This is a genomic window from Corynebacterium vitaeruminis (assembly GCF_001054325.1).
In the GTDB taxonomy this organism is placed as follows: domain Bacteria; phylum Actinomycetota; class Actinomycetes; order Mycobacteriales; family Mycobacteriaceae; genus Corynebacterium; species Corynebacterium vitaeruminis_A.
In genome coordinates, this window is record NZ_JVVM01000020.1 from 209,108 (window position 1) to 230,227 (window position 21,120).

Annotated in this window: 19 protein-coding genes and 1 tRNA gene; 5 read left to right on the forward strand and 15 right to left on the reverse strand. The window is 62.8% G+C overall.

Features of this window, described 5'->3' with window-relative positions; genetic code table 11:
• Positions 1-5: 5 nt before the first annotated feature.
• Complete coding sequence (mfd, locus tag ADA16_RS05195; RefSeq protein ID WP_048733951.1) at positions 6-3,632, reverse strand: transcription-repair coupling factor; 3,627 nt, start codon at positions 3,630-3,632, stop codon at positions 6-8.
• 44 nt (positions 3,633-3,676) lie between these two features.
• Positions 3,677-4,342 carry a TetR/AcrR family transcriptional regulator gene (locus ADA16_RS05200; protein WP_048733949.1) on the reverse strand — a complete coding sequence of 222 codons (666 nt, stop codon included), beginning with the start codon at positions 4,340-4,342 and terminating at the stop codon, positions 3,677-3,679.
• Between the two features lie 96 nt (positions 4,343-4,438).
• On the opposite strand from ADA16_RS05200, the gene ADA16_RS05205 reads away from it, so the two are divergent.
• From ADA16_RS05205 to ADA16_RS05220, 4 genes are all read left to right on the forward strand, one after another.
• Positions 4,439-4,509, forward strand: a tRNA-Gln gene (locus tag ADA16_RS05205).
• An 86-nt stretch (positions 4,510-4,595) separates the two neighbouring features.
• The gene (gene glmU, locus ADA16_RS05210) at positions 4,596-6,083 is read left to right on the forward strand and encodes a bifunctional UDP-N-acetylglucosamine diphosphorylase/glucosamine-1-phosphate N-acetyltransferase GlmU (protein ID WP_048759782.1); all 1,488 of its coding nucleotides are present in this window, start codon (positions 4,596-4,598) and stop codon (positions 6,081-6,083) included.
• A gap of 7 nt (positions 6,084-6,090) precedes the next feature.
• A complete protein-coding gene (locus ADA16_RS05215) occupies positions 6,091-7,068 on the forward strand; it encodes a ribose-phosphate diphosphokinase (RefSeq protein ID WP_048759784.1) in 978 nt (325 codons plus the stop codon).
• A 250-nt stretch (positions 7,069-7,318) separates the two neighbouring features.
• Positions 7,319-7,960 carry a 50S ribosomal protein L25/general stress protein Ctc gene (locus tag ADA16_RS05220; protein ID WP_048759787.1) on the forward strand — a complete coding sequence of 214 codons (642 nt, stop codon included), beginning with the start codon at positions 7,319-7,321 and terminating at the stop codon, positions 7,958-7,960.
• A 71-nt stretch (positions 7,961-8,031) separates the two neighbouring features.
• Here ADA16_RS05220 and ADA16_RS11440 read toward each other — a convergent pair whose 3' ends face one another.
• The 5 genes from ADA16_RS11440 to ADA16_RS05240 form a co-directional block, all read right to left on the reverse strand.
• On the reverse strand, positions 8,032-8,154 hold the full coding sequence (locus ADA16_RS11440) for a hypothetical protein (protein ID WP_275042182.1): 123 nt from the start codon (positions 8,152-8,154) through the stop codon (positions 8,032-8,034).
• 391 nt (positions 8,155-8,545) lie between these two features.
• On the reverse strand, positions 8,546-9,331 hold the full coding sequence (locus ADA16_RS05225) for an ABC transporter ATP-binding protein (protein WP_048759789.1): 786 nt from the start codon (positions 9,329-9,331) through the stop codon (positions 8,546-8,548).
• Positions 9,332-9,337: 6 nt separating this feature from the next.
• Complete coding sequence (locus ADA16_RS05230) at positions 9,338-10,321, reverse strand: FecCD family ABC transporter permease (RefSeq protein ID WP_048759791.1); 984 nt, start codon at positions 10,319-10,321, stop codon at positions 9,338-9,340.
• Positions 10,311-11,309, reverse strand: a complete 999-nt coding sequence (locus ADA16_RS05235; RefSeq protein ID WP_048759792.1) for a FecCD family ABC transporter permease — start codon at positions 11,307-11,309, stop codon at positions 10,311-10,313. Before ADA16_RS05235 ends, ADA16_RS05230 begins: the two co-directional genes overlap by 11 nt.
• On the reverse strand, positions 11,309-12,196 hold the full coding sequence (locus ADA16_RS05240; protein WP_152680730.1) for an ABC transporter substrate-binding protein: 888 nt from the start codon (positions 12,194-12,196) through the stop codon (positions 11,309-11,311). Before ADA16_RS05240 ends, ADA16_RS05235 begins: the two co-directional genes overlap by 1 nt.
• A gap of 152 nt (positions 12,197-12,348) precedes the next feature.
• On the opposite strand from ADA16_RS05240, the gene pth reads away from it, so the two are divergent.
• A complete protein-coding gene (pth, locus tag ADA16_RS05245; protein ID WP_048759796.1) occupies positions 12,349-12,957 on the forward strand; it encodes an aminoacyl-tRNA hydrolase in 609 nt (202 codons plus the stop codon).
• 225 nt (positions 12,958-13,182) lie between these two features.
• Here the strand turns inward: pth and ADA16_RS05250 are convergent, their stop codons facing one another.
• From ADA16_RS05250 to ADA16_RS05285, 8 genes are all read right to left on the reverse strand, one after another.
• A complete protein-coding gene (locus ADA16_RS05250; protein WP_048759800.1) occupies positions 13,183-14,916 on the reverse strand; it encodes an ABC transporter ATP-binding protein in 1,734 nt (577 codons plus the stop codon).
• Positions 14,913-16,691: an ABC transporter ATP-binding protein gene (locus ADA16_RS05255; protein ID WP_048759802.1), complete on the reverse strand. Its 1,779-nt coding sequence runs from the start codon at positions 16,689-16,691 to the stop codon at positions 14,913-14,915. The genes ADA16_RS05250 and ADA16_RS05255 overlap by 4 nt, the downstream gene beginning before the upstream one ends.
• The gene (locus tag ADA16_RS05260) at positions 16,688-17,371 is read right to left on the reverse strand and encodes a class I SAM-dependent methyltransferase (protein ID WP_048759970.1); all 684 of its coding nucleotides are present in this window, start codon (positions 17,369-17,371) and stop codon (positions 16,688-16,690) included. The genes ADA16_RS05255 and ADA16_RS05260 overlap by 4 nt, the downstream gene beginning before the upstream one ends.
• A gap of 107 nt (positions 17,372-17,478) precedes the next feature.
• Positions 17,479-18,216: an ABC transporter permease gene (locus ADA16_RS05265; protein ID WP_048759806.1), complete on the reverse strand. Its 738-nt coding sequence runs from the start codon at positions 18,214-18,216 to the stop codon at positions 17,479-17,481.
• Positions 18,213-18,965, reverse strand: a complete 753-nt coding sequence (locus ADA16_RS05270; protein WP_048759809.1) for an ABC transporter permease — start codon at positions 18,963-18,965, stop codon at positions 18,213-18,215. Before ADA16_RS05270 ends, ADA16_RS05265 begins: the two co-directional genes overlap by 4 nt.
• On the reverse strand, positions 18,962-20,005 hold the full coding sequence (locus tag ADA16_RS05275) for an ABC transporter ATP-binding protein (RefSeq protein ID WP_048759811.1): 1,044 nt from the start codon (positions 20,003-20,005) through the stop codon (positions 18,962-18,964). Before ADA16_RS05275 ends, ADA16_RS05270 begins: the two co-directional genes overlap by 4 nt.
• On the reverse strand, positions 20,002-20,220 hold the full coding sequence (locus tag ADA16_RS05280) for a hypothetical protein (protein WP_148132123.1): 219 nt from the start codon (positions 20,218-20,220) through the stop codon (positions 20,002-20,004). Before ADA16_RS05280 ends, ADA16_RS05275 begins: the two co-directional genes overlap by 4 nt.
• Positions 20,217-21,098, reverse strand: coding sequence for an AMP-binding protein (locus ADA16_RS05285; RefSeq protein ID WP_048759813.1), 882 nt, complete (start codon positions 21,096-21,098; stop codon positions 20,217-20,219). Before ADA16_RS05285 ends, ADA16_RS05280 begins: the two co-directional genes overlap by 4 nt.
• Positions 21,099-21,120: the final 22 nt, after the last annotated feature.

A 21,120-nucleotide genomic window follows, 5' to 3' on the forward strand; every position in this document is an offset into this window, starting at 1 on the left:
GGTTTCTAGTCCTTTCCCATGTGCGAGATGTCCATACGAGGAATTCCCGCCATCGATGTCAAGAAGTCTGCTACCCACTGCACCAATGCAATATCGCGGACAGGTTTTGCCCGCAATCCTCGCCCTTCCTTCGGCATTCCGACGGAAACCGTGCGCGTTGCCGCACGATAGGTCGCTTGTGGATACAGGCGCTTGAGACGCACCTGCTTGGAGTCAGCAAGCTCCATAGGGGTTATTCTAATGTGCGCCCCCATAGCTTGAACTTCATGCACGCCGAATTCCCGGCAAATAATTCGAAGTCGTGAAATAACTGCCAGTCTCTCCACCTCAATGGGTGGGGTTCCATAGCGGTCAACGAGCTCTTCGAGCACTACGTCGATATCATCCAGCGCACTGGCGGCAGCAAATTTGCGGTACGCCTCCAGACGCAGTCGTTCCGACGAAACATAGTCAGCCGGAATATTCGCATCAACCGGCAAGTCAATCCGAACTTCCTTCGGTTCGTTATCGGAAGCATCCGGAGTCTCACCATCGGCCACTGCCTTCAGCGCAGCCACGGCCTCGCCGACTAGCCGGACGTACATGTCAAAGCCAACACCGGCAATGTGACCGGACTGCTCCGCACCGAGAATATTTCCGGCACCGCGCATTTCCAGGTCCTTCATGGCCACAGCCATGCCGGCACCCAAATCATTGTTCTGCGCAATGGTGGACAGACGGTCGTAGGAAGTCTCCGTCAGTGTCTGATTCTCCGGGTAGAGGAAGTAGGCATAGGCACGTTCCCGGGAACGGCCCACGCGACCACGCAGCTGGTGCAGCTGGGAAAGACCCATATGGTGGGCGTTTTCCACAATCAACGTATTGGCGTTGGCAATATCCAGTCCGGTCTCCACGATGGTGGTACACACCAAAACGTCGTACTCGCGCTGCCAGAAGCCATCGACCGTGCGCTCCAGCTGCTCTTCCCCCATCTGGCCATGGGCCACCACCACGCGAGCCTCTGGTACCAAATTACGAATATTCTGGGCAACCTTGTCAATGGTTTCCACCTTATTGTGCAGGTAGAACACCTGGCCGTCGCGAAGCAGCTCGCGCCTGATAGCAGCGGCGACCTGCTTGTCGGACTGCGCACCGACGTATGTCAGCACCGGATGACGGTCCTGCGGCGGAGTGAGAATTTGGCTCATCTCGCGGATGCCGGCAATCGACATTTCGAGCGTGCGCGGAATCGGCGTTGCAGACATGGTGAGCACGTCGACGTGGTGGCGTAGCGCCTTGATGTGCTCCTTGTGCTCGACGCCGAAACGCTGCTCCTCGTCAACGATGACCAGGCCGAGTTCCTTCCACTGCACGCCGGTCTGCAGGAGGCGATGCGTGCCGATAACAATATCGACCGTCCCGTTCTTCAACCCCTCGAGGACCTCCTTGGAATCCTTCGGCGAGGTGAAGCGGGATAGGCCACGGATGGTGACCGGGAAGCCCTCCATACGCTGAGTGAAAGTAGTCAAGTGCTGCTGCGCCAGAAGGGTGGTCGGCACCAACACCGCCACCTGGCGGCCATCTTGAACTGCCTTGAAGGCAGCACGCAGTGCCACCTCGGTCTTGCCGTAGCCGACATCGCCGATGAGCACACGATCCATCGGCACCGGCTTTTCCATGTCGGACTTAATCTCGTCGATGGCCTGCAGCTGATCTTCGGTCTCGGTGAAGGGGAAGTTGTCCTCCATCTCCTGCTGCCACGGCGTATCCGGAGCGAACGCGTGGCCCGGCGCGGCTTGGCGCTCGGCGTAGAGTTTGACCAGCTCTTCGGCAATCTCGCGGACGGCACCGCGGGCCTTGCGCTTGGTGGACTTCCAGTCCGAGCCGCCCATCTTCGACAGCGCGGGCTTTTCGCCGCCGACATAGCGCGACAGCAAATCCAGGCTCTCCATCGGCACGTAGAGCTGGTCGGAAGGACCTCCGCGCTTGCTCGGCGCGTACTCGAGCACCACATACTCGCGGCGCGCCTGATCCTCGCCCGTACCAATGGTGCGCTCAGTGAGCTTCACAAACCGACCAATGCCATGAGTGTCATGCACGACGTAGTCACCGGCCTTCAGAGCCAGTGGGTCCACACGACCACGGCGTTTCGCCGGTTTGCGGCGCCCACCAAGTGCGCCCTCCGCGATGCGGTTGCCGGTGATGTCCTGCTCTGTAATCAGCGTCAGCGCGCCACCAGGAATACGCGGGAACACCAGGCCGCCGTGCAAAACGCCCTGGTAGACGGTAATCCGCCCAGGTTCCGGATACTCGGGGCCTGCCGCCATGCGCGTCGCAATTCCGGCTTCCCTGAACTTTTCCGCTTGCCGACGTGCCCCCGCGGGCGTCGCCGCCACGTACGCCACTCGCTCCCCCGCGACTGTGGCATCGCGCAGCTGCTTCATCAGGTGACCGATTTCCTTCAGGTCGCCCCGCGGCGCGGGCCCGGGCTCAAAGGTCAGCGGCAGCACATCATCTTCGGTGACTCCCGCCTCCAACATGCCGGGCGGCGAAATATGCCACGAGGTGGGCATAGGAATGGATGCCAAGCTGCGGTACGCACTGGGCTCCAGGCCATCGGTGGCAATCGGCGCCGAGCCACCCATCGCAGCCGTTTCCCAAGCTGCGGCCATAAACTCCTCGCCTGCACTGATCAAATCCTGCGCACGGGAGCGAATGCGCTCCGGACCACACATGAGCACATGCGTTTTCTCCGGCATGACCTCGGTGAGCATCTTCATCGGATGCTGACTGATCAGTGGAATCAGCGACTCCATGCCCTCCACCCACTGGCCATCGCCGATGCGGGTGAGCATTTCTTGGACCTGCCCAGAGCGCGTGGTGGCGAGCTTCTCCGCGGCGGCTTTCACGTCATCGTCGATAAGCAGTGCACGACACGGGAAGATATCCAGCTGGTCGACCTCTACCTCGGAAATCGTTCGCTGGTCAGCAACAGAAAAGGCACGCAGGTCGGTGACCTCGTCACCCCAGAGCTCAATACGCACCGGCAGCTCTTCGGTCGCCGGAAAAACATCGACGATGCCACCGCGCACGGCGAACTGACCACGCCTGCCGACCATATCCACATGCGAATAGCCGTGATGCACCAACCGTTCAACCAGGTCCTCGCAGTCCTGGTCCAGCTGGATGTGGATGGGCGCGCTGGTTTCAGCATCGAGGTCATCCACAATCGGCTGCACCAACGAGCGCACCGCCGCAATCAGCACGTCGACCTTGCCCCGACGAACGTCGTAAAGCGCTTTACGACGCTGCGCCACGGTATCCACTGCCGGCGAAAGCTTCTCGTGCGGGAGCGTCTCCCACGAGGGGAACATGGCCACTCGGTTGCCAATCATGGACTTGACCTCGGCAGTCAGATCCTCCGCCTCACGACCAGTCGCCGTGACTACCAGCACCGGCACCTTCGTGGACATGGCGTAAATAAGGTGCGAACGCACCGCGTCCGCACCCGTGAGCGCCAGCGAGTCTTCACCGATACGCCCGAGCACGCCGACAAATTGAGGATCCGTGACAACGAGACTTTCCAGCCCCGACAGCGGGTTCGGCAGAATGCTGGGTGTGGCTTTCGCCGAGGAAGACGCAGAAGTTGGCATAGCCCCAATATAACCATGCACCCCGGATTCGCCCTGCGTGCTGGTTAGCCGTTCTCCGCCACCTGCATCGGGTCTGCTGCAGCACCTGCGCCGAACTTCGCCCCCTCCGCAGCCTCTGGCACATCAGCGGAGCCATGCAGAACCGGGGCCCCTTCCATACCGGCCAGCCCGTTCCAGCACAGATTGACGATGTGCGCTGCGACTGTCTCCTTATCCGGACTGCGCTTCTCCAGCCACCAGCGAGCGGTCTGCGAAACCATGCCGACCATGCAGTTTCCGTAGAGCACCGACATGGACGGGTCGAAGCCGGCGCGCTTGAAAGCCTCGGAGAGGATCGGAGTAACCGACTCGGTGGCGTTGTTCAGCAGCGTCTCATAGCCACCCGCCACGCCGGGGTCGCGAGAAATAATGGAGAATCCCTCCGGGTTTTCCTCCACATAAGTCAGCAGTGCCAATACCGCCTGCTCAATACGGTAACGAGAACGCCCCAGAGACAGCGCCTCCGTAATCGTGGCCTCGAGAGTCTTCATCTCCTGGTCGACGACTGCCTGGTAGAGCCGCTCTTTGGTACCGAAATGCTCGTACACAACCGGCTTCGATACCCCGGCTGCGGCAGCGATTTCCTCCATTGAGGCGGCATCCGGCCCCTTGGCGGCAAAGATTCCACGGCTGACTTCTGTCAGCTGAGCTTTGCGCTGTGGACCGGTCATACGTCGTCTCGGAGAATTGGAGGCCATGCTTTTAGATTAGTGGCTAAAGTCTTGCTATCGTATATCGCAGGCACAAGCGGGTCCGCTTTGTGCCATTCTCCCATGGTGTAATGGCAACACTCCGGTTTTTGGTACCGGCATTCTAGGTTCGAGTCCTGGTGGGAGAGCAAGCGGGGGGCCGGCCCCTTGTTAAGAAGTGACTTTTCGCCCCGCCGTGACCGTGATGCACCCTGACTGAGGAGTAGCAAGTTTCATGTCGAACGGTTCGGCCACCGCTGTGGTCATTCTCGCCGCGGGTCAAGGCACCCGAATGAAATCCAATACGCCGAAAATGCTGCACGCTCTCGGCGGTCGCACAATGTTGGAGCACGCGCTCTATGCCGCCAAGGGCATTAATCCAGATGAGATTGCTGTCGTCGTTGGCCACCAGCGCGAGAAGGTAATTGACGCCATCGGTGCGTGGACGGAGAAGGCCGAGCACTCCAACGACGTCGTCATTGCGCCACAGGAAGAGCAAAACGGTACCGGCCACGCTGTTCAGTGTGCGCTCGAGCACCCTGAACTGCAGAGCTTCAAGGGCACTATTTTGGTGACCACCTCCGATGTTCCACTGCTGGATTCCGAGGCCCTCCAGGCCCTCCTTGAAGAGCACAACCGTATGCCACGCGCTGCCGTGACCGTGCTGACCTCCACTGCTGACAACCCACACGGCTACGGCCGCATCGTCCGCAACGCAGACGGCGAAGTCCTGCGCATCGTAGAGGAAAAGGACGCCTCCGACGAAGAACGCGAAATCACCGAGGTCAACTCCGGTGTCTACGCTTTCGACGCCGAGACCTTGGCCAACGCGCTCAAGCAGCTGGACACCAACAATGCCCAGGGCGAGCTCTACCTCACCGATGTCATTGGCATTGCCCGCGAAGCCGACCGCTCAGTACGTGGCCACCGCCTCGCCGATGCCACCGTCGTCGCCGGTGTCAATGACCGCGTCCAGCTGGCCACGTTGGGTCGCGAACTCAACCGTCGCACCTGCGAGGCAGCTATGCGTGCGGGAGCCACTATCGTCGATCCGGACACCACCTGGATTGATGTTGAGGTAGAAATTGGTCGCGATGTCACGATCCTGCCGGGCACCCAGCTGCACGGCAAGACCATAATCGGCGATGGGGCCACCGTGGGACCGGACACGACACTGACCAACATGATCGTCGGCAAGCGCGCCAGCGTCGTGCGTACCCACGGTTCCGATTCGGAAATTGGCGAGGATGCGACGGTCGGACCGTTCACCTATATTCGCCCGAACACCAAGCTCGGTGTCGGCGCGAAGCTCGGTGGCTTCGTGGAGGCGAAGAACGCGCAGATTGGCACCGGTTCGAAGGTTCCGCACCTGACCTACGTGGGCGACGCGGAGATCGGCGAGCACTCCAACATCGGCGCCTCAAGCGTGTTCGTGAACTACGACGGTGTCAATAAGCACCGCACCGTCATCGGCTCGCATGTTCGCACCGGCTCCGACACCATGTTCATCGCTCCTGTGACCGTGGGTGATGGCGCGTACTCAGGTGCAGGTACTGTTATTAAGGACGACGTTCCTCCGGGAGCATTGGCGGTCAGTGGTGGCCGTCAGCGCAACATCGAGGGATGGGTCGAGCGGAAGCGCCCAGGGACCGCTGCTGCAGAGGCAGCGCAGGCGGCGCAGGCGACTGACAACGCTGACAACAAGGAAGACCAGGAAGGCTAGACGGCAGATGACCGGCCAGTGGATTGATAACCAGAAGAACCTCATGCTCTTCTCCGGAAGGGCACACCCGGAATTGGGCGAGGCAGTTGCCAAGGAGCTCGGCATCGAGCTGACTCCGATGACCGCTCGTGATTTTGCCAACGGCGAAATCTTCGTTCGCTACGAGGAGTCCGTCCGCGGTTCCGACGCCTTCGTACTGCAGGCACACCCGGCACCGCTGAACAAGTGGCTCATCGAACAGCTGATTATGATTGACGCGCTCAAGCGCGGTTCGGCCAAGCGCATCACCGCTATCTTGCCGTTCTTCCCGTACGCCCGCCAGGACAAGAAGCACCGCGGCCGTGAGCCGATTTCCGCTCGCCTGGTCGCTGACCTGCTCAAGACCGCAGGCGCTGACCGCATCGTCTCCGTGGACCTCCACACCGACCAGATTCAGGGCTTCTTCGACGGCCCGGTCGATCACATGCACGCCATGCCGATTCTGTCGGAGTACATCAAGGAGAATTACTCCCTGGATAACCTGGTCGTGGTCTCCCCTGACGCCGGCCGTGTGAAGGTTTCCGAGAAATGGGCCAACACCCTGGGCGGTGCCCCGTTGGCCTTCATTCACAAGACTCGCTCCGTCGATGTCGCCAACCAGGTTGTCGCCAACCGCGTTGTCGGCGAGGTCTCCGGTAAGACATGCCTGCTCATCGACGACATGATTGACACCGGCGGCACCATCGCCGGCGCTGTCAACGTGCTGCGTGAGGCTGGCGCTGAGGACGTCATCATCGCTACCACGCACGGTGTCTTCTCCGACCCGGCCCGTGAGCGCCTATCCAAGTGCGGCGCCCGCGAGGTCATCACCACTGACACCCTGCCGCAGTCCACCGAGGGCTGGGACAACCTCACCGTCCTGCCAATCGCACCGCTGCTGGCTAAGACGATCCACGAGATCTTCGAAAACGGCTCCGTTACCACTCTCTTCGAGGGGCAGGCTTAAACTCTATCCGCTTGACGACGGGCACCCCGCCGCGACCGGCAACCTAGTTTTGCTGGTGGTGGCGGGGTTTGCTGTTTGAGCTGTTAGTCCACTACAATTTTTCCGGTAAGTCTCGGCGAGGGCGGCCACAATAGTTGGTTGCCGTTATCGACGCGACGCTCGCAGCCCAACTTTTGCCCCCACGGTGGCATGGATGCGGCACGTGCTCGACTCGACGACTCAATATCGAATCGTTTAGGAGTCCATTTTCATGGCAAAGCCCAACATCATCAAGATTGATGCTCGTAACCGCACCGAGTTCGGCAAGGGTGCCGCTCGCCGTGCCCGCGTTGCTGGCGACATCCCGGTTGTCATCTACGGCGCCGCTCTGGATGCCCCGAAGCACATCCTCGTTGACACCTTGGATTTCCACGCTGTGATCCGTAACCACGGCCTCAACGCTGTTCTGGATGTCAACATCGAGGGCGAGTCCCAGCTGTCCATGGTCAAGGCTGTTGACCAGAACGCTCTGACCCTCGACATCGACCACGCTGACCTCCTCGCCATTCACCGTGACGAGAAGGTCGAGGTTGAGGTGCCGGTCGTCCCGACCGGCGAGGTCGCCCCGGGCGCCCTGCTCACGCAGGATGCCGAGACCATTCTGGTTATCGCACCGGTTCTGGCTATTCCGGAAGAGATCGAGGTCTCCGTCGAGGGCGCCGAGGTCGGCACCATGGTTCATGCTGGCGACGTCACCCTGCCGGAGGGCCTGGAGCTCACGGACGACGCCGATCTGTTGATCTTCAACATTGTTGCTCCGGAGGAGGAGCCGGCTGGTGACGTCGATGCCGACATCGAGGGCATGGGCGAGGCTGAGACTCCGGATGAGCCGACTGATGAGTCCGCTGAGTAATTTCAGCGCTCGTAAAATTAGCTAACAGCTAGACGAAGCGGGGACGGAAGCAATCTTCCGTCCCCGCTTTTCTATGCTTTGCGATGTTTCATCATCATCGCCACTGCCGGCGTAATCAGCAGAGCATTAGCACCAGCCATCGCAATGGCCATAGCCGCTACCCCGCCCACATCTGCAATAACGCCAAACAGCAACGCGCCGGCCTACCATCACGCAGCACAATCACAGTGTTTTGCGGGTGCGGCTGACACGAAGAGGAGCCTCCCCCCCCCAAAAAAAAACGCCGAACTGTTTTCCACCGAGCCAGCAGCGCAGGCCCACCACACTATCGGCGACCTCGACATAGGCTCGGTCGAGGTTCGTTGGATTTATGCTGAGCAAGCGCTCTTCAGCGAGTCTCCTAAGTAAATCTGCTGAAGTTAGCTCACTGTCGATGAGGCGTTCGGCCTGTTGAACTGACTTTCCTTCTTGAATCAGGAGACGCTCGGATCGGAGAGCTGAAACGAGTCGTCGCCTAATTTCGGCTTCACAACTGTCACTATTTACATACACATTTGGCAACACAGAAGGTAAGGCTACCCTAACTTACTTATGCACGCCATAGGCGATTGGAAGATTTCGCCCAGTCTCCGGATCTTCAACCATGAGCGACGAGATTCCAAATGCACGTCGAATCAAAGCCGAATCGAAAGTCTCTCGCGTCGGGCCCTGTTCAACGATGCGTCCATCGCGCATCACAACCACATAGTCGGAGTACTTCGCCGCATGAGCCATGTCATGGACAACCATTACAATCGTCCGCCCTTTACGGTTTAGTTCCTGAACCAAGTCAAGAATCGACAGCTGGTGCGCGGGATCGAGAAAGGTCGTCGGCTCATCGAGAAGCATAATATCGGTGTCCTGAGCCAAGGTCATGGCAATCCACATTCGTTGCCGCTGCCCACCGGACAGCGCCATCGCATCCGTATCAAGGAATTGTTCAATTCCGGTCTGCCGGGCCGCCTGCGTAATCGCCGAGTGATCCTCGGCGCTTAACGACGCAAAAGCTCCCGAATACGGGTAGCGGCCGAAAGCGATGAGCTCGCGAACTGTCATCCCATCCGGAACCACAGGCTGCTGCGGTAGAAAGGACAGGCGCCGGGCGAACTGACGAGCCCCAAATTCGGAGATTCGGCGACCGTCCAGTTCTGCGGCTCCACGTTCAGGTGTCAACTGCCTGCCAAGCACCTTCAGCAGGGTCGATTTTCCACTGCCGTTAGGACCGATAAGAGCCGTAATTTTCCCGTGCGGGATTTTCAGCGTGACATCCTTGACAATCAACTCTGCGCCATAGCCCGCCGACACTTCAGTACAGGTAAGAGAGTCTGTCATAAGTTTCTACTTCCTCTTCACGCTCGTTACTCGATGAACCAGGTAGATGAAATAGGGCGCTCCGACAATTGCAATTAACGCCCCCACGGGAATCTCCGTCGGAGCAAACGCCCAGCGCCCCACAGCATCAGCAGCGACCACCAGAGCTGCACCCGCCACGGCGCCCACGGGAATCTGACGCGCAAGATTCTGCCCCACCAACAGCTTCGCTGCGTGCGGGATAATCAGCCCGACGAATCCCAAGACACCCGCTGCTGCTACCGCCGCGGAGCCGCATGCCACTGCGACCATCAGCGCTAGGATTCGCAGCACGTTAAAACGGCCACCGATACTGACTATCGTTGAATCATCCAGTACCAGGGTGTTGAAGTGGCGCGCGAACACCAATGCCACTGCTGTCCCCACAAAGATGACGGGGGCAACGGTAAGCGCATCCGACATGGTGCGCGCATATAGAGAACCCTTCAGCCAAGTCATCGCGGCACCGGCCTCTGGCGCCACACGCACAAGGAGCAGCTGTGTCACAGCAGCAAGCCCCACAGATACAGCCACGCCTGTCAGCGCCAAACGCGCAGGATCAGCCACTGCCCGACCAGCCGCTGCAAAAACCGTCAATCCCCCGAGAAGGGAACCAACGAACGCGATTGGGGTGAGTGCCAGTGCTGGCAGAGATCCGAAACCGAGAAGTGCGACGACCGCCGCCAGGCCACCTCCAGCAGTAATTCCTAGAGTGTCCGGCGCCGCTAGCGGGTTACGCAATGCGACCTGAAGCAAACTTCCTGCAACGGCCATCCCCACACCCGCCAGCACGCCCACGACTATGCGTGGCATTCTGTAGCGCCAATAGAGATTTTCTCCGGAAAGAAGCCCGGCAATAACGTCGGGAAGCGACTTCTGAACTGCTCCAATCCCCATACCGACTAGGCAAGCCAGCACGAGGAACAATGAACTGACGAGGAGCACTAGGGCAAAGCGACTCTTAGTAACCACGCCTGCGACCTCCCTGACGTGCAGACCTGATCGAACGGATTCCCCATAGCAGCAGCGGAGCGCCTGCAATACCGGTGAGAATGCCTACCGGAGTCTCCGCGGGGGCCCACAGCCACTGCCCCAGGCTATCCGCGATGAGAAGCGTGGCCGAGCCTACGACGGCAGCTGCCACCAGGCTGCGCCTGTGCGTGCGACCCGCTACTCGCTGCGCGACGACAGCCGCAAGCAGCCCCAGAAAACCAATCGGCCCCGCGGCCGCTACACATGTGGCGGTCAGTACTACAGCCCCGACAACTGCTCCGACACGCACACGCGCGGGATTCGCACCGATAGACCTACTGACTGCATCACCGGCACCGAGGGCATCTAGGGCACGCCCACCTGCGGCGAAGGCAGGAAAGATGAGCACCAAGGCGATTAGGGCTGGAACCAGGTCCGGCAGGCGAACTCCGGCGAGACGACCATTGAGCCAGGCCAATACGGTAGTCAGCTGAGCTTCATCCAAGACGAGGAAGATTGATGTCAGCGCGCTAAATATGGCCGACACAGCAATGCCCAATAAAACCATCTTTTGAATCGCGTTTGCACCGCCAGATTCTGGGCTAGATCCACGCATACTCAAAGAGATAGTGAATGCTGCCGCCGCGCCACCACCAATTAACGCGCCGGGCAAAAGCAGCGCACCAGTCGCAGACCCAGTTACGAACGCAGTCGCAACAGCGCCAAATGCAGCACCGGAATTAACTCCGGTAATTTGCGGGTCAGCCAGCGGATTGGCAGTTGCGGTACGCAGCAGAACGCCGCCGACACCGAGACTGGCGCCGACGATCACAGCTGCTAAAAGTCGATCACGGGTAAGGCTGCGTAATTCCGGATAGAGCTGCGGGGCATTAGCCGGAGCTGACAGTCCAGATAGTCGGTAGAAACTAATTGCCACGACAGTTACTACACAGATGAGTACGCATGCCCAAAAGGCACGGAATTTCATTAGGAATTGATAATTTGATCCAACATCGCCTCTGCGGCCAGCGGACCGCGGGAGCGTGACCAAGTGTCCTGATCAACGTCAACGATGTTGCTTACGACATCTGCGTACGGGCTGGAACGGAATCCCTCAATATCGTTGTACAGGTACATAACGTCGAGTTTCATTCCCGGGAGCTTGTCACCGGTCAGCTCGGCTACGTCAGTCTTGGACTCGATGGCGGACTTCTCTCCATCGTAGCCGTACTCGTAACCAGCAGCGGTCAGGAGAGAACCTGCGAAGGAGTCCTTGACCCAAGTGTAGAGGGTGTTCTTGGACCAACCAACGAGGGCTGCTCGCGTGCCCGGCGCGACCTTCTCCTTTGCCTTTACCACCTTGTCCTCGATGCGGGCGCGGACTTCTGCAGCCTTGTCCTCAGCGCCAATCTTGGTCGCAATGTCATCCATCGCATCGAGCACCTCGGTATAGGAGGTGTCACCGTATGCTTCGGTCGGAGCAATTTCCTTCAGCTGATCCATAATGGATGCCTGCCGTGTCGGGCTTGCCAGAATCAAGTCCGGTTCAAGCGACTGAATGACCTCCAAGTTCGGCTGTTTCGCCTGCCCCACCGATGTAATGCCGTCGAGCTTGCCCTCGAGGGTTTTAGGCGCGGCGGACTTGCCAATCTCTACAATACCGACCGGCTTAACACCAAGTGCGTAAAGAATTTCCTCGTAACGCCAGTCGAGAGCTACTACACGGATGGAGGAAGCGTCTTTCTTCTCTTCTGCCGCAGAGTCACCATTAGATTCCTGCCCATCAGCGCATCCGACCAGGACAAACACCAGGGCGAGACTCATTGCAATAATGGCGGCGAAAAATCGTGCGCGGCGAGGTTCAGCCACGCTCATTCGATTTAAGTAATTTAGCATGACCTAATTTTGCAATCATTGGCTAACCTAGCGCAACCACTTATTTTTGACTTTTCATTCGACTAGCCCCGGCCTCTACCCCCGCAGTTGCCTGTTCTCCACAACCCGGCCCGTGTGCCAAGATTGAACTCATGAACGCCTCCACCACGTCTCTGCTTGTCGTAGGGCTCGGCAACCCTGGGCCCAAATATGAACTCACCCGCCATAACGTCGGACATCTGGTGCTAGATGAACTAGCCAGCCGGACTTCTCCGATGCCGTCGTCGTTTAGCGTGCACAAGAAATCGAATGCTGAGATTGTGCAGACTCGGTTTAAGACCTCCGATGGTGGCGAGCGACAGGTGATTCTGGCTAAGCCCCGGACGTACATGAATCTGTCGGGTGGGCCGGTCGCGGCGCTGGCCAAGTTCTTCAATGTCGCACCTACCGACGTCGTGGTGGTCCACGATGAGCTAGATCTGGACCCGGGTGTGGTGCGCCTTAAGCGCGGCGGGGGCGAGAATGGCCACAATGGGCTGCGTTCGACCTCGAAGTCATTGGGAACGAAGGACTACATGCGTGTGCGCATTGGCATTGGTCGTCCTCCGGGCCGCCAGGATCCAGCTGATTATGTGCTGCGTAATTTCAATGCCAAGGAGCGCGAGGAGCTCGCTTTCACCCTGCCCACCGCGGCGGAGGCAGTGGAGCTAATCGCCAGCCACGGGCTGGAAATTGCTCAAAACCAGGTCCACGGGCGGTAGTAGCTAGCGGCAAGGCAGCAAAGAGCCCCCTTCCCTCCCAGCTTTCACAGGGATGAGGAAGGGGGCTATTTTCGCTTTCTAGGAAGCTTCAGCCTTACAGCTCGTCGGTGTTCGTGCTGCTCGGCGTTTTCGTCGGCGGTTTCGCTCTGCCCACCGAGCGCCTGGCGGTGGGATTCGGGAAGCTGCGGCAGGGCGCCCGTGAGGGCATCGACCAGGTGATGAGGATCAGGCGCCCGGGGAGCTCCCCGTCCGGCACGCCCACGACTCGGCGTAGCGACCGCCCTTCGCCAGCAATTCATCGTGCGTACCCCGTTCTGCGACCGTCCCGTCCTCCGAAAGCACGACGATGAGGTCGGCATCGCGGACGGTGTGCAGGCGATGGGCGACGACGATCACGGTGTGATCGCCGCGCAACGCCTCAATCGTGCCGATGATCGCCCGCTCAGTGGCCGCATCCAGCAAGGACGTCGGCTCGTCGAGAAGCACCACCGGGGAATTCTTCAGAAGCGCCCGGGCGATGGCGAGGCGCTGCCGTTCGCCTCCCGACAGCAGCGTCCCCTCCTCCCCCACCGGGGTATCCCACCCGGAAGGCAGCAGCTCCACGATGCGGTCCACCCCGGAACGCCGGGCGGCCTCGCGCAAGCGGTCCCCGTCACCGGGCCCGGAACCGAATTCGGGGTCGGCGAAGACCACGTTGTCCCGCACGGACGCGTCGAAAAGGAACGTCTCCTGGAACACCGGGGTCACCAGTGAGTTCACGCCGTCGGTGCCGATCCGAGGCAAGGGCACCCCGCCGATGAGGATCTCCCCCGAGTCCGGATCATGAAAACGCGACAGCAGCCGCATGACCGTCGTCTTGCCCGCCCCCGACGGTCCCACTACAGCAACCAGCGCTCCCTGAGGTGCACGGAAGCTGACGCCGTCGAGGACCTTCTTCTCCCCGTACCCGAAGCTCACGCCACGGAACTCCACGTCATGCCCGTCGGGCAGCTCCGGTGCGGTCGGTTCGGGAAGGGCGGGGATTGCCCGCAGGTCACGCAGCGCAGCCAACGTGTTGCGGCCCGCACCGAAACCGCCGGACAACGCTCCCGCCGTGGTGATCGGTCCGGTGAACTGGACGACCACGATGAGCATTGGCGCCAAATGCGCCGGCGCCATCCCGCCCGTCGCGGCGACTGCCACGGCGACGATTACCGCCGCCGTGAACACCGCATGGACGACCGAACTCAACCGTCCGATGGCCGCCCCCTGCGTCGACGTCGCCTTCGCGAACGCATCGTGTTGGGCCCGGATCGCCTCATCCACCATCGCGTCCGCCGCCGAACCGTCGCTCGCGGCGCGAATCGCCTGCTGGCAGCGGGTGAACTCGATCAGCCTGCCGGAGACGGCAGCGACGGCGTCAGCATGCGCTTCGTCCGACTCCCCGCCGACCCGGCCAATGGCCCGGTAGGCGAAGAAGATCACCGGCGCCGACGCGACGAGAACCAAACCGACGCGCCAATCCACCGCCAGAATTCCGAAGGCGATGACGGTCGGCGCAACCACCGCGGCGATGACGGGCCGCAGGATCACGTGCGGCACGGACGCCGCAAACGCGATACCCGACGACGCCATCTCCGAAAAGCGGCCGGCCGTGGACTTGGTGACGTACCCGAGTGGCAACGTCAGCACGCGTTCGCCCAGGGAACGCAGCAGGGACGACAGCACCGCTGCGGAATTCGCCCTGCCGACCGTCCCCGCGGCGAGAGACAGCACCGCATGGGCGGCCGCGAGGCCGGCGATGACGCCGGTGAAACGCCACGCCGTCGCATCATCTCCCTCGGCCAGAGCCGACAGCAGCGGCAGCAGCGCGACGAACGCCGCTCCCTGGGCCAGCGCGGCAAGCGCGGCCAACGCAATGAGCCACGCCAGCGTCATTCTCGAGCGCCGATCCGTCATCGACCATAAGTCCCGAATCATCGGTTCCCCGCCTTTTCATCGTCTGATTCAGTGCCCCGCGGGGCGGATGGTTCGTCGTCGAGCGCGAACGCGCGCCACAAATCCCGGTAGCGGCCACCGCGCGCAAGCAACTCGTCGTGGGTACCCGCCTCCGCGACCGCTCCCCCATCGAGAACGAGGATGCGGTCGGCGTTGCGGATCGTGCTCAACCTGTGCGCGATCACAATCACCGTCCGCGAACGGGCCAAACGCTCGATTGCGGACTGGATGAGGGCCTCGGAAGCCGGATCCGCGTAAGCGGTTGCCTCGTCGAAGATGAGCACCGGCGCGTCCGTGACGATCGACCTCGCGATGGCCACGCGCTGCGCCTCGCCACCGGAAAAGGTCACGTCGACGTTGACCACCGAATCCAGGCGCTTCGGCAGCGCCTCGATGACCGCATCGAGGTTCGCGAGCTTCGCGGCCACCATGATTTCGCCGTCAGTGGCGTCTCTCCTGGCCAGCCGGATGTTCTCCCGCAACGGCAGCGTGAGCAACTGCGGATCTTGGAACACCACCGACACCGAGCGGTGCACGTCGCGCACGGCGATGTCGCGAAGATCGACACCGCCCAGCAGCACCGAGCCTTCAACGGGGTCGTAGAAACGCGCCAACAGCCGGGCGACGGTGGACTTTCCGGAACCGGAGGACCCCACCAGCGCAGTGAGGGTCCCCGGTTCGAACGTCGCGGACATCCCGTCGAGGGCCCGCGGCCCATCGCCGTAGGAGAAGACCAGGTTCCGGACCTCGAGCGTGCCTCCGCGCGCGGGCACCGGATCGGCGGGCTCGGCAATCGGCGGCGTGCCCAGCACCTCCGCGATGGACTTCAGGGCGGCGATCCCCGCGATGATGGGTTCGGAGTTCATGGCCACCCGCACGATCGCCGCGGAGAGTCCGAGGCCGAGAACCAGCCCGGCGACGAGACCCTCCGGTGTGCCGTCCGCGGCGTCCCTCAGAGCGAGGCCGGCGCCGCACACCACTGCGAGGACCGTGATCGGAGACGTCACCACGTCGATGAGCCCAAGATAGATGTTCGACTGCCGGGACCAGGCGGACCACGCGCGGACGAACGACGACGCCGCGGCATCGTAGCGGCCCGAGCCCTGGTTGGCGCGTCCGAAGGACTTCATCACCGGGATGCCGCGCACCAACTCGATAACCGCGGCCGTCACTCCTTCGGAGGCTCGCTCGTAGTCGCGCTGAAGGCCGGCGCCACGCGACATCATTACGCCCATCAGGGCGAAGGTGACCAGCACCGGGACGACCGCCACCGCCGCGATCCGCCAATCCACCGCGACGAGCGCGATGAGGGAAAGCAGGGGAACCAACACCGCCACCACGGTCTCACCGACGGTGTGGCCCATGAGCTGGTGGACAGCCGCGACGTCCTTCTCAACCGACCCGATGACTCCCGACGAGCGCCGGGCGTCCAGCCAGCCCAGCGGCAACTTCCGGATTTGGGCTACCAGCCGGCACCGGAGGTGGAGCTGCAGGTCGTTATCCGCCCGGTGCGAGAGCATGCCGGCGGCGCCGTCCGCGACCATGCGCACCGTCGCGGCGACGACGATGACAGCCACGGCCAACCACGTCCGATGCGCCGGGGCCTCCGGGTACGTCATCGCGATGTCGATGATGCCGACCAGCGAAGCGACGGTAGCCACCGACGACAGGGCGGACAACGCGACCACCGCACGCATCCGGGTCCGGATTGGGGCGAGCAGCGACCACGGGCCGACGGTCCCGTCCACGGCGCTCACTTGCCCGCCTCCCCGATCGCGCTCTTCTTCGCGAGAGTGCAGAAGTACACCATGCCGGCGCGTGAGGCTCCGCCCAGCTTCAGCCCGTTGGCTTCGGCGAGGTCATCGAGCTCGCTGCCCCGAAAAACCCGGTGGCCCATCTTCGCCATGACGGCCATGTCGACCCGCTCGTTCACGCCGGGATCCTCGGCGAACGTCTGCACGTAAGCGATGCCGCCGTCGGCGAGCAGCCCGGCGACCCGGCCGAGCGCGGCACCCGCATCCTTCATTTGGTGGAGCGCGCCGCACACCCAGATTTCATCGGCCCCGCCGGGCTCTCCCGCGAGCGGCGCGAGGACGTCGGCGACGTGGAATTCCGTCCGGGCCCCGAGCCCGTCGACGGCGGCGCGTTCGCGGGCGATGCGGATCGCATTGGGCGACAGGTCGTAACCGACGATGTTCGCCCTGCGATATCGAGGCTCGGCGGCGAGCATGCGGGCGAGCCACCCGGTTCCGCAACCGAGGTCGAGAACCCGGGCCGGCGCATCCGGCCCGGGATCCAGCGCACGGAGCTTCCGATACACGGCGGCGGCGTCCATCGGTTCACGCGCATAGCGGCTGAGGAACCTCGGCTGGACCTTGTCCTCGTAGGCCGCGAGGAGTCTGCGGTTGTTCTGGACAATCTGGGCAATCGACTTCATCTGGTTCTGTCTCCTGGGTGTGTGGGCCGCGTCCACGCGGCGGTTTCGGGTTAGGTGCTCGGGTTCGCGGGCCGTCGTCGGCGGCGATGCCCCCGTGGACGTGCCCGTCATGCAGACTCCCCCGGCCTCGTTTTCACGGCGATGCCCCACGCCGCGAGCACGGCGATGCCTAAGAACCAGGCCGCGCAGACCACCAGACCCGCAGCCCCGGTGCCGTTGACGGCCTCGCCGGCCGCGGATACGGGGGTGTGCCCGGCGATTCCGCGCAGGAGGGGACGGAAGTGGTCGGCGGGCATGAGCACCGTGTTGACGAACATCGCAACGATGATTAACGGGATGAGGGCCACGGAACCCTGGGGGCTGGTGATGGAGAACGCGATGTACGTGCCGGTGCATGCGGCCGCCGCGGCAACCATCGCGCCGGTCACCGCGATCCTCCACCACCAGGACACCTCCGGTGGGCCGTCGGAAAGCAAGGCGGCCACCGCCGCGACGACGGCCGTCATCGCCATGATCCGGATGAACTCGGCAATGATCCGTGCGGCCGGCACGGCCGCGTACGGCGCCGGCATGGTGATCAACCGCTCGTGGAAGCCATTGCTGCGTTCAACGAACACGGTGGACGATCCCGTGATGGCCAGGATGAACGCCCACGCCGTCACGACCAGGATGATCGCGTTCCGGAGTTCGAACTCTCCGGTGAGCTGCCTGACCAGGCCACCGAACATGCGGTTGACGATGAACAGGTACACGAGCGGAGCAATGAACGTCATGAACCAGAAGTCGGGGCGCCGCAGCCAAATGTGGGCGATGCGCCGCAGATGCACGAAGATGGCGCCAATCATGATTCGCTCCTCGAGGTGAACCGGCGGATGAACAGGACGATTCCGGCGACCGCCGCGACACCGAGCCACAGGGCGGCCTCTTCCCCGGCGCGATCCGGGAAGGCGTCCGGGGACGCCGCCCTAATCACCTCGATCACCGGCGAAAAAGGCATGTGGCGCACGATGTCGCGAAGGGAGCCGTCCAAAGCGGTCGCCGGAATGAACGCGGTGGAGAACATGAGCAGCAGCATTTCCAACGCCTGGATCGATGAGGCCGTCGACACCGGGGCGGGCACCATCAGAATCACCCCGTCCGTGACCAGGGACAGGACCGCCGCGGCGAGCAGCGACCACAGGACAGTCCACGCGACGTCACCGACAGCCATGTCGAGGCCGCAGGCCCACGCGACGACCAGCAGCGCCGCGATCGACGCGGACATCCGCAGCACATCGGTGGCGAGCCTGCCGGCGACATAGCCGCCTGTGGCCCCGGGCAACACGCGCACGCGGTCAACGAGCCCGGATTCGACGTCCTGTCCCACCGCCATCGCCGACGCCGCGGCAGTGAACATCGCCGCCTGGAACAGGCAGCCGCCGAGCACGAAACGCAGGTACCCGAAGCCGGATTGCCCCGCCGAGTACCCAAACACCGCGTACAGGCACAGCAGGAAGAGGGGCGGAACTACGAACATGGAGATCAGCGACGCGGTGTTGCGTCGCAACAGCAGCAGATCCCGACGGAGAAACGCCGCGACCGACGTCGCACTCATCGCGCCGCACCCCCTGCGTTCATCGATATGAACACCTCGTTGAGGGTGGGCGGCGACACGCTCAGCGAATCCGGCGACGCTTCCGAGGCCTCCATCGCCTGCGCCACCGCCTCGAGGACCCGCGGTCCGGGGTCGACGTCGAGGGACACCGACTTCCCCGCGACGCGGGCGCCGTCTAGGCACGTTCCCCCGAGGCAGCGGGCGAACGCCTCCGCCTCGGCGGCGGTGGCGAAGGACACGCGGAGCACGTGCGACCCGAAGTCGCGGCGCAATTCCTCTGGCGTTCCGCTGGCGACGATGCGGCGATCCTTGAGCAGATGGACGTGGTCGGCCAGCGCCTCCGCCTCTTCCAGGTACTGGGTGGTCAGCACCAGGGTCATTCCGTCGTCGCGCAGTTGCCGGATGAAGCCCCACAGCTCTTCGCGGCTGACAGGGTCCAGCCCCGTCGTGGGTTCGTCGAGGAACAGCAGCCTGGGCACGACGCACAGCGACGCGGCGATGTCGAGACGGCGCCGCATGCCACCCGAATAGGCCGACGCCAGCGTCGAGGCACTGTCCGCGAGTGAGAATTGCGCGAGCAGTTCCGTCGCGCGGGCGGCCGCGGCGGCGCGGTCGAGTCCGCGCAGCCGCCCGAAGAACTCCAGGTTCTCCCGGCCGGTGAGGTTCTCGTCGATCGCCGCGAATTGGCCGGTGGTGGCAATGTCGGCGCGCACGCCCGCCGGGTCCTCTTTCACATCGCGCGAGAAGATGCTCACCTCGCCGGAGTCGGCGGTGATGAGCGTCGACAGGATTCGGATGAGGGTGGTCTTGCCTGCACCGTTGTGGCCGAGGAACGACACGATCGCCCCGGCGGGCACGGTAAAACTCACGCCGTCGAGCACATGCTTGCGCATCCGGGCGCCGCGCTTTCCCTTGCGCCCGCCGTCCGGCGGGGCACCTGCCCCGCCTTCGGGCGGGGTGCCCGCTTTGCCCGCAATCGGGTAGCTCTTCGTGAGGTCGCGGACGACGATCGCCGCACCTCGTTCAGCTTGATCCGTCATCGTTTCCCCTTTTCTTTGGTATCGCAGTGGGCCGCTGTCGGCAGCGGCCCCGTGGTCGGGTTGTCATGCGGCACCTCGATATGGATGCCCGCATCGCGGGCGAAGGCGAGGACCGGTTCGAGGAGCCGGGGGTGGCCGACGAGATCCCGGCACCCCGGCGCGACCGGCTTCCCCGCGACCGCCACAACGGTGGCGGCAGCAATCGCCGCGGTCATTTTGTAGGAACCCGGGCCAGTCGCCCGGACGACGGTCGTCTCGGCCGGTGCCTGGTCACGGCCTCGAACCACCTCGGGGGATCGGCGACCACCTCGGAAACCGGCAGCAACACCTGGTCGTACCCACGAAAAAGGGCGTAGACGTGGAAGCCGATCAGCGAAAGGTTGTGGGTCAAAGGCAGCCACGTGAGCATCTTGTTCTCGTACCGGTGCGCGTGGCGTGGGATCGTCGCGCGCAGACCGTTCAGCACGGACTCGTTGGTTACGATGACGCCCTTTGGCGATCCCGTGGAGCCGGACGAAAACTGGATGAGGGCTTCGCCGGCCGTCCCACCTCGCACCGGGAACGCGGGGACCGTCCCGGCGCCATCCCCGGAATCCACCTCCCCCGCCTGAGAGAAGTCCGTTTCAGCATCACCCGGCATCGCCGCACCCGGTTCCACGGCAGCGTCATTGACGATGGACACGTCGAGCAGCCGATCCTCGCCCACGACCACGGCACCGTTTGCGCCGGTGAGCAGCGTGTGACTGCGTTCGTCGACCAGAATCGGGGCCCCGGGCATCATGTCCGAGAGCGTCCGCACCCTGTCGACGTCAACCGGGCCTGACACCGGCGGCGCAAGCGCCGGAACCGCGCCGGCGTAGACGCAGCCCCAGAACGCCCGGATGAGCCCGCGGTTCTCCGAAACTTGGAAGATCACGCGATCGCCGGGGCCGATGCCGGCTTCGGCCAACCGAGTCGCAGCCGCCACCGCCTCCGCATGGACCTGGCCATACGGGACGAAGACGTCCCGCCGATTCTCGACGAAGGTGATCCCCTTTTTCGTCTCATCGGCCTTGTCCCGAAGCACGTCGCTGATGGTCCGGATCGTGTTCATTGGTACCTCTTTCGGTTGTCGG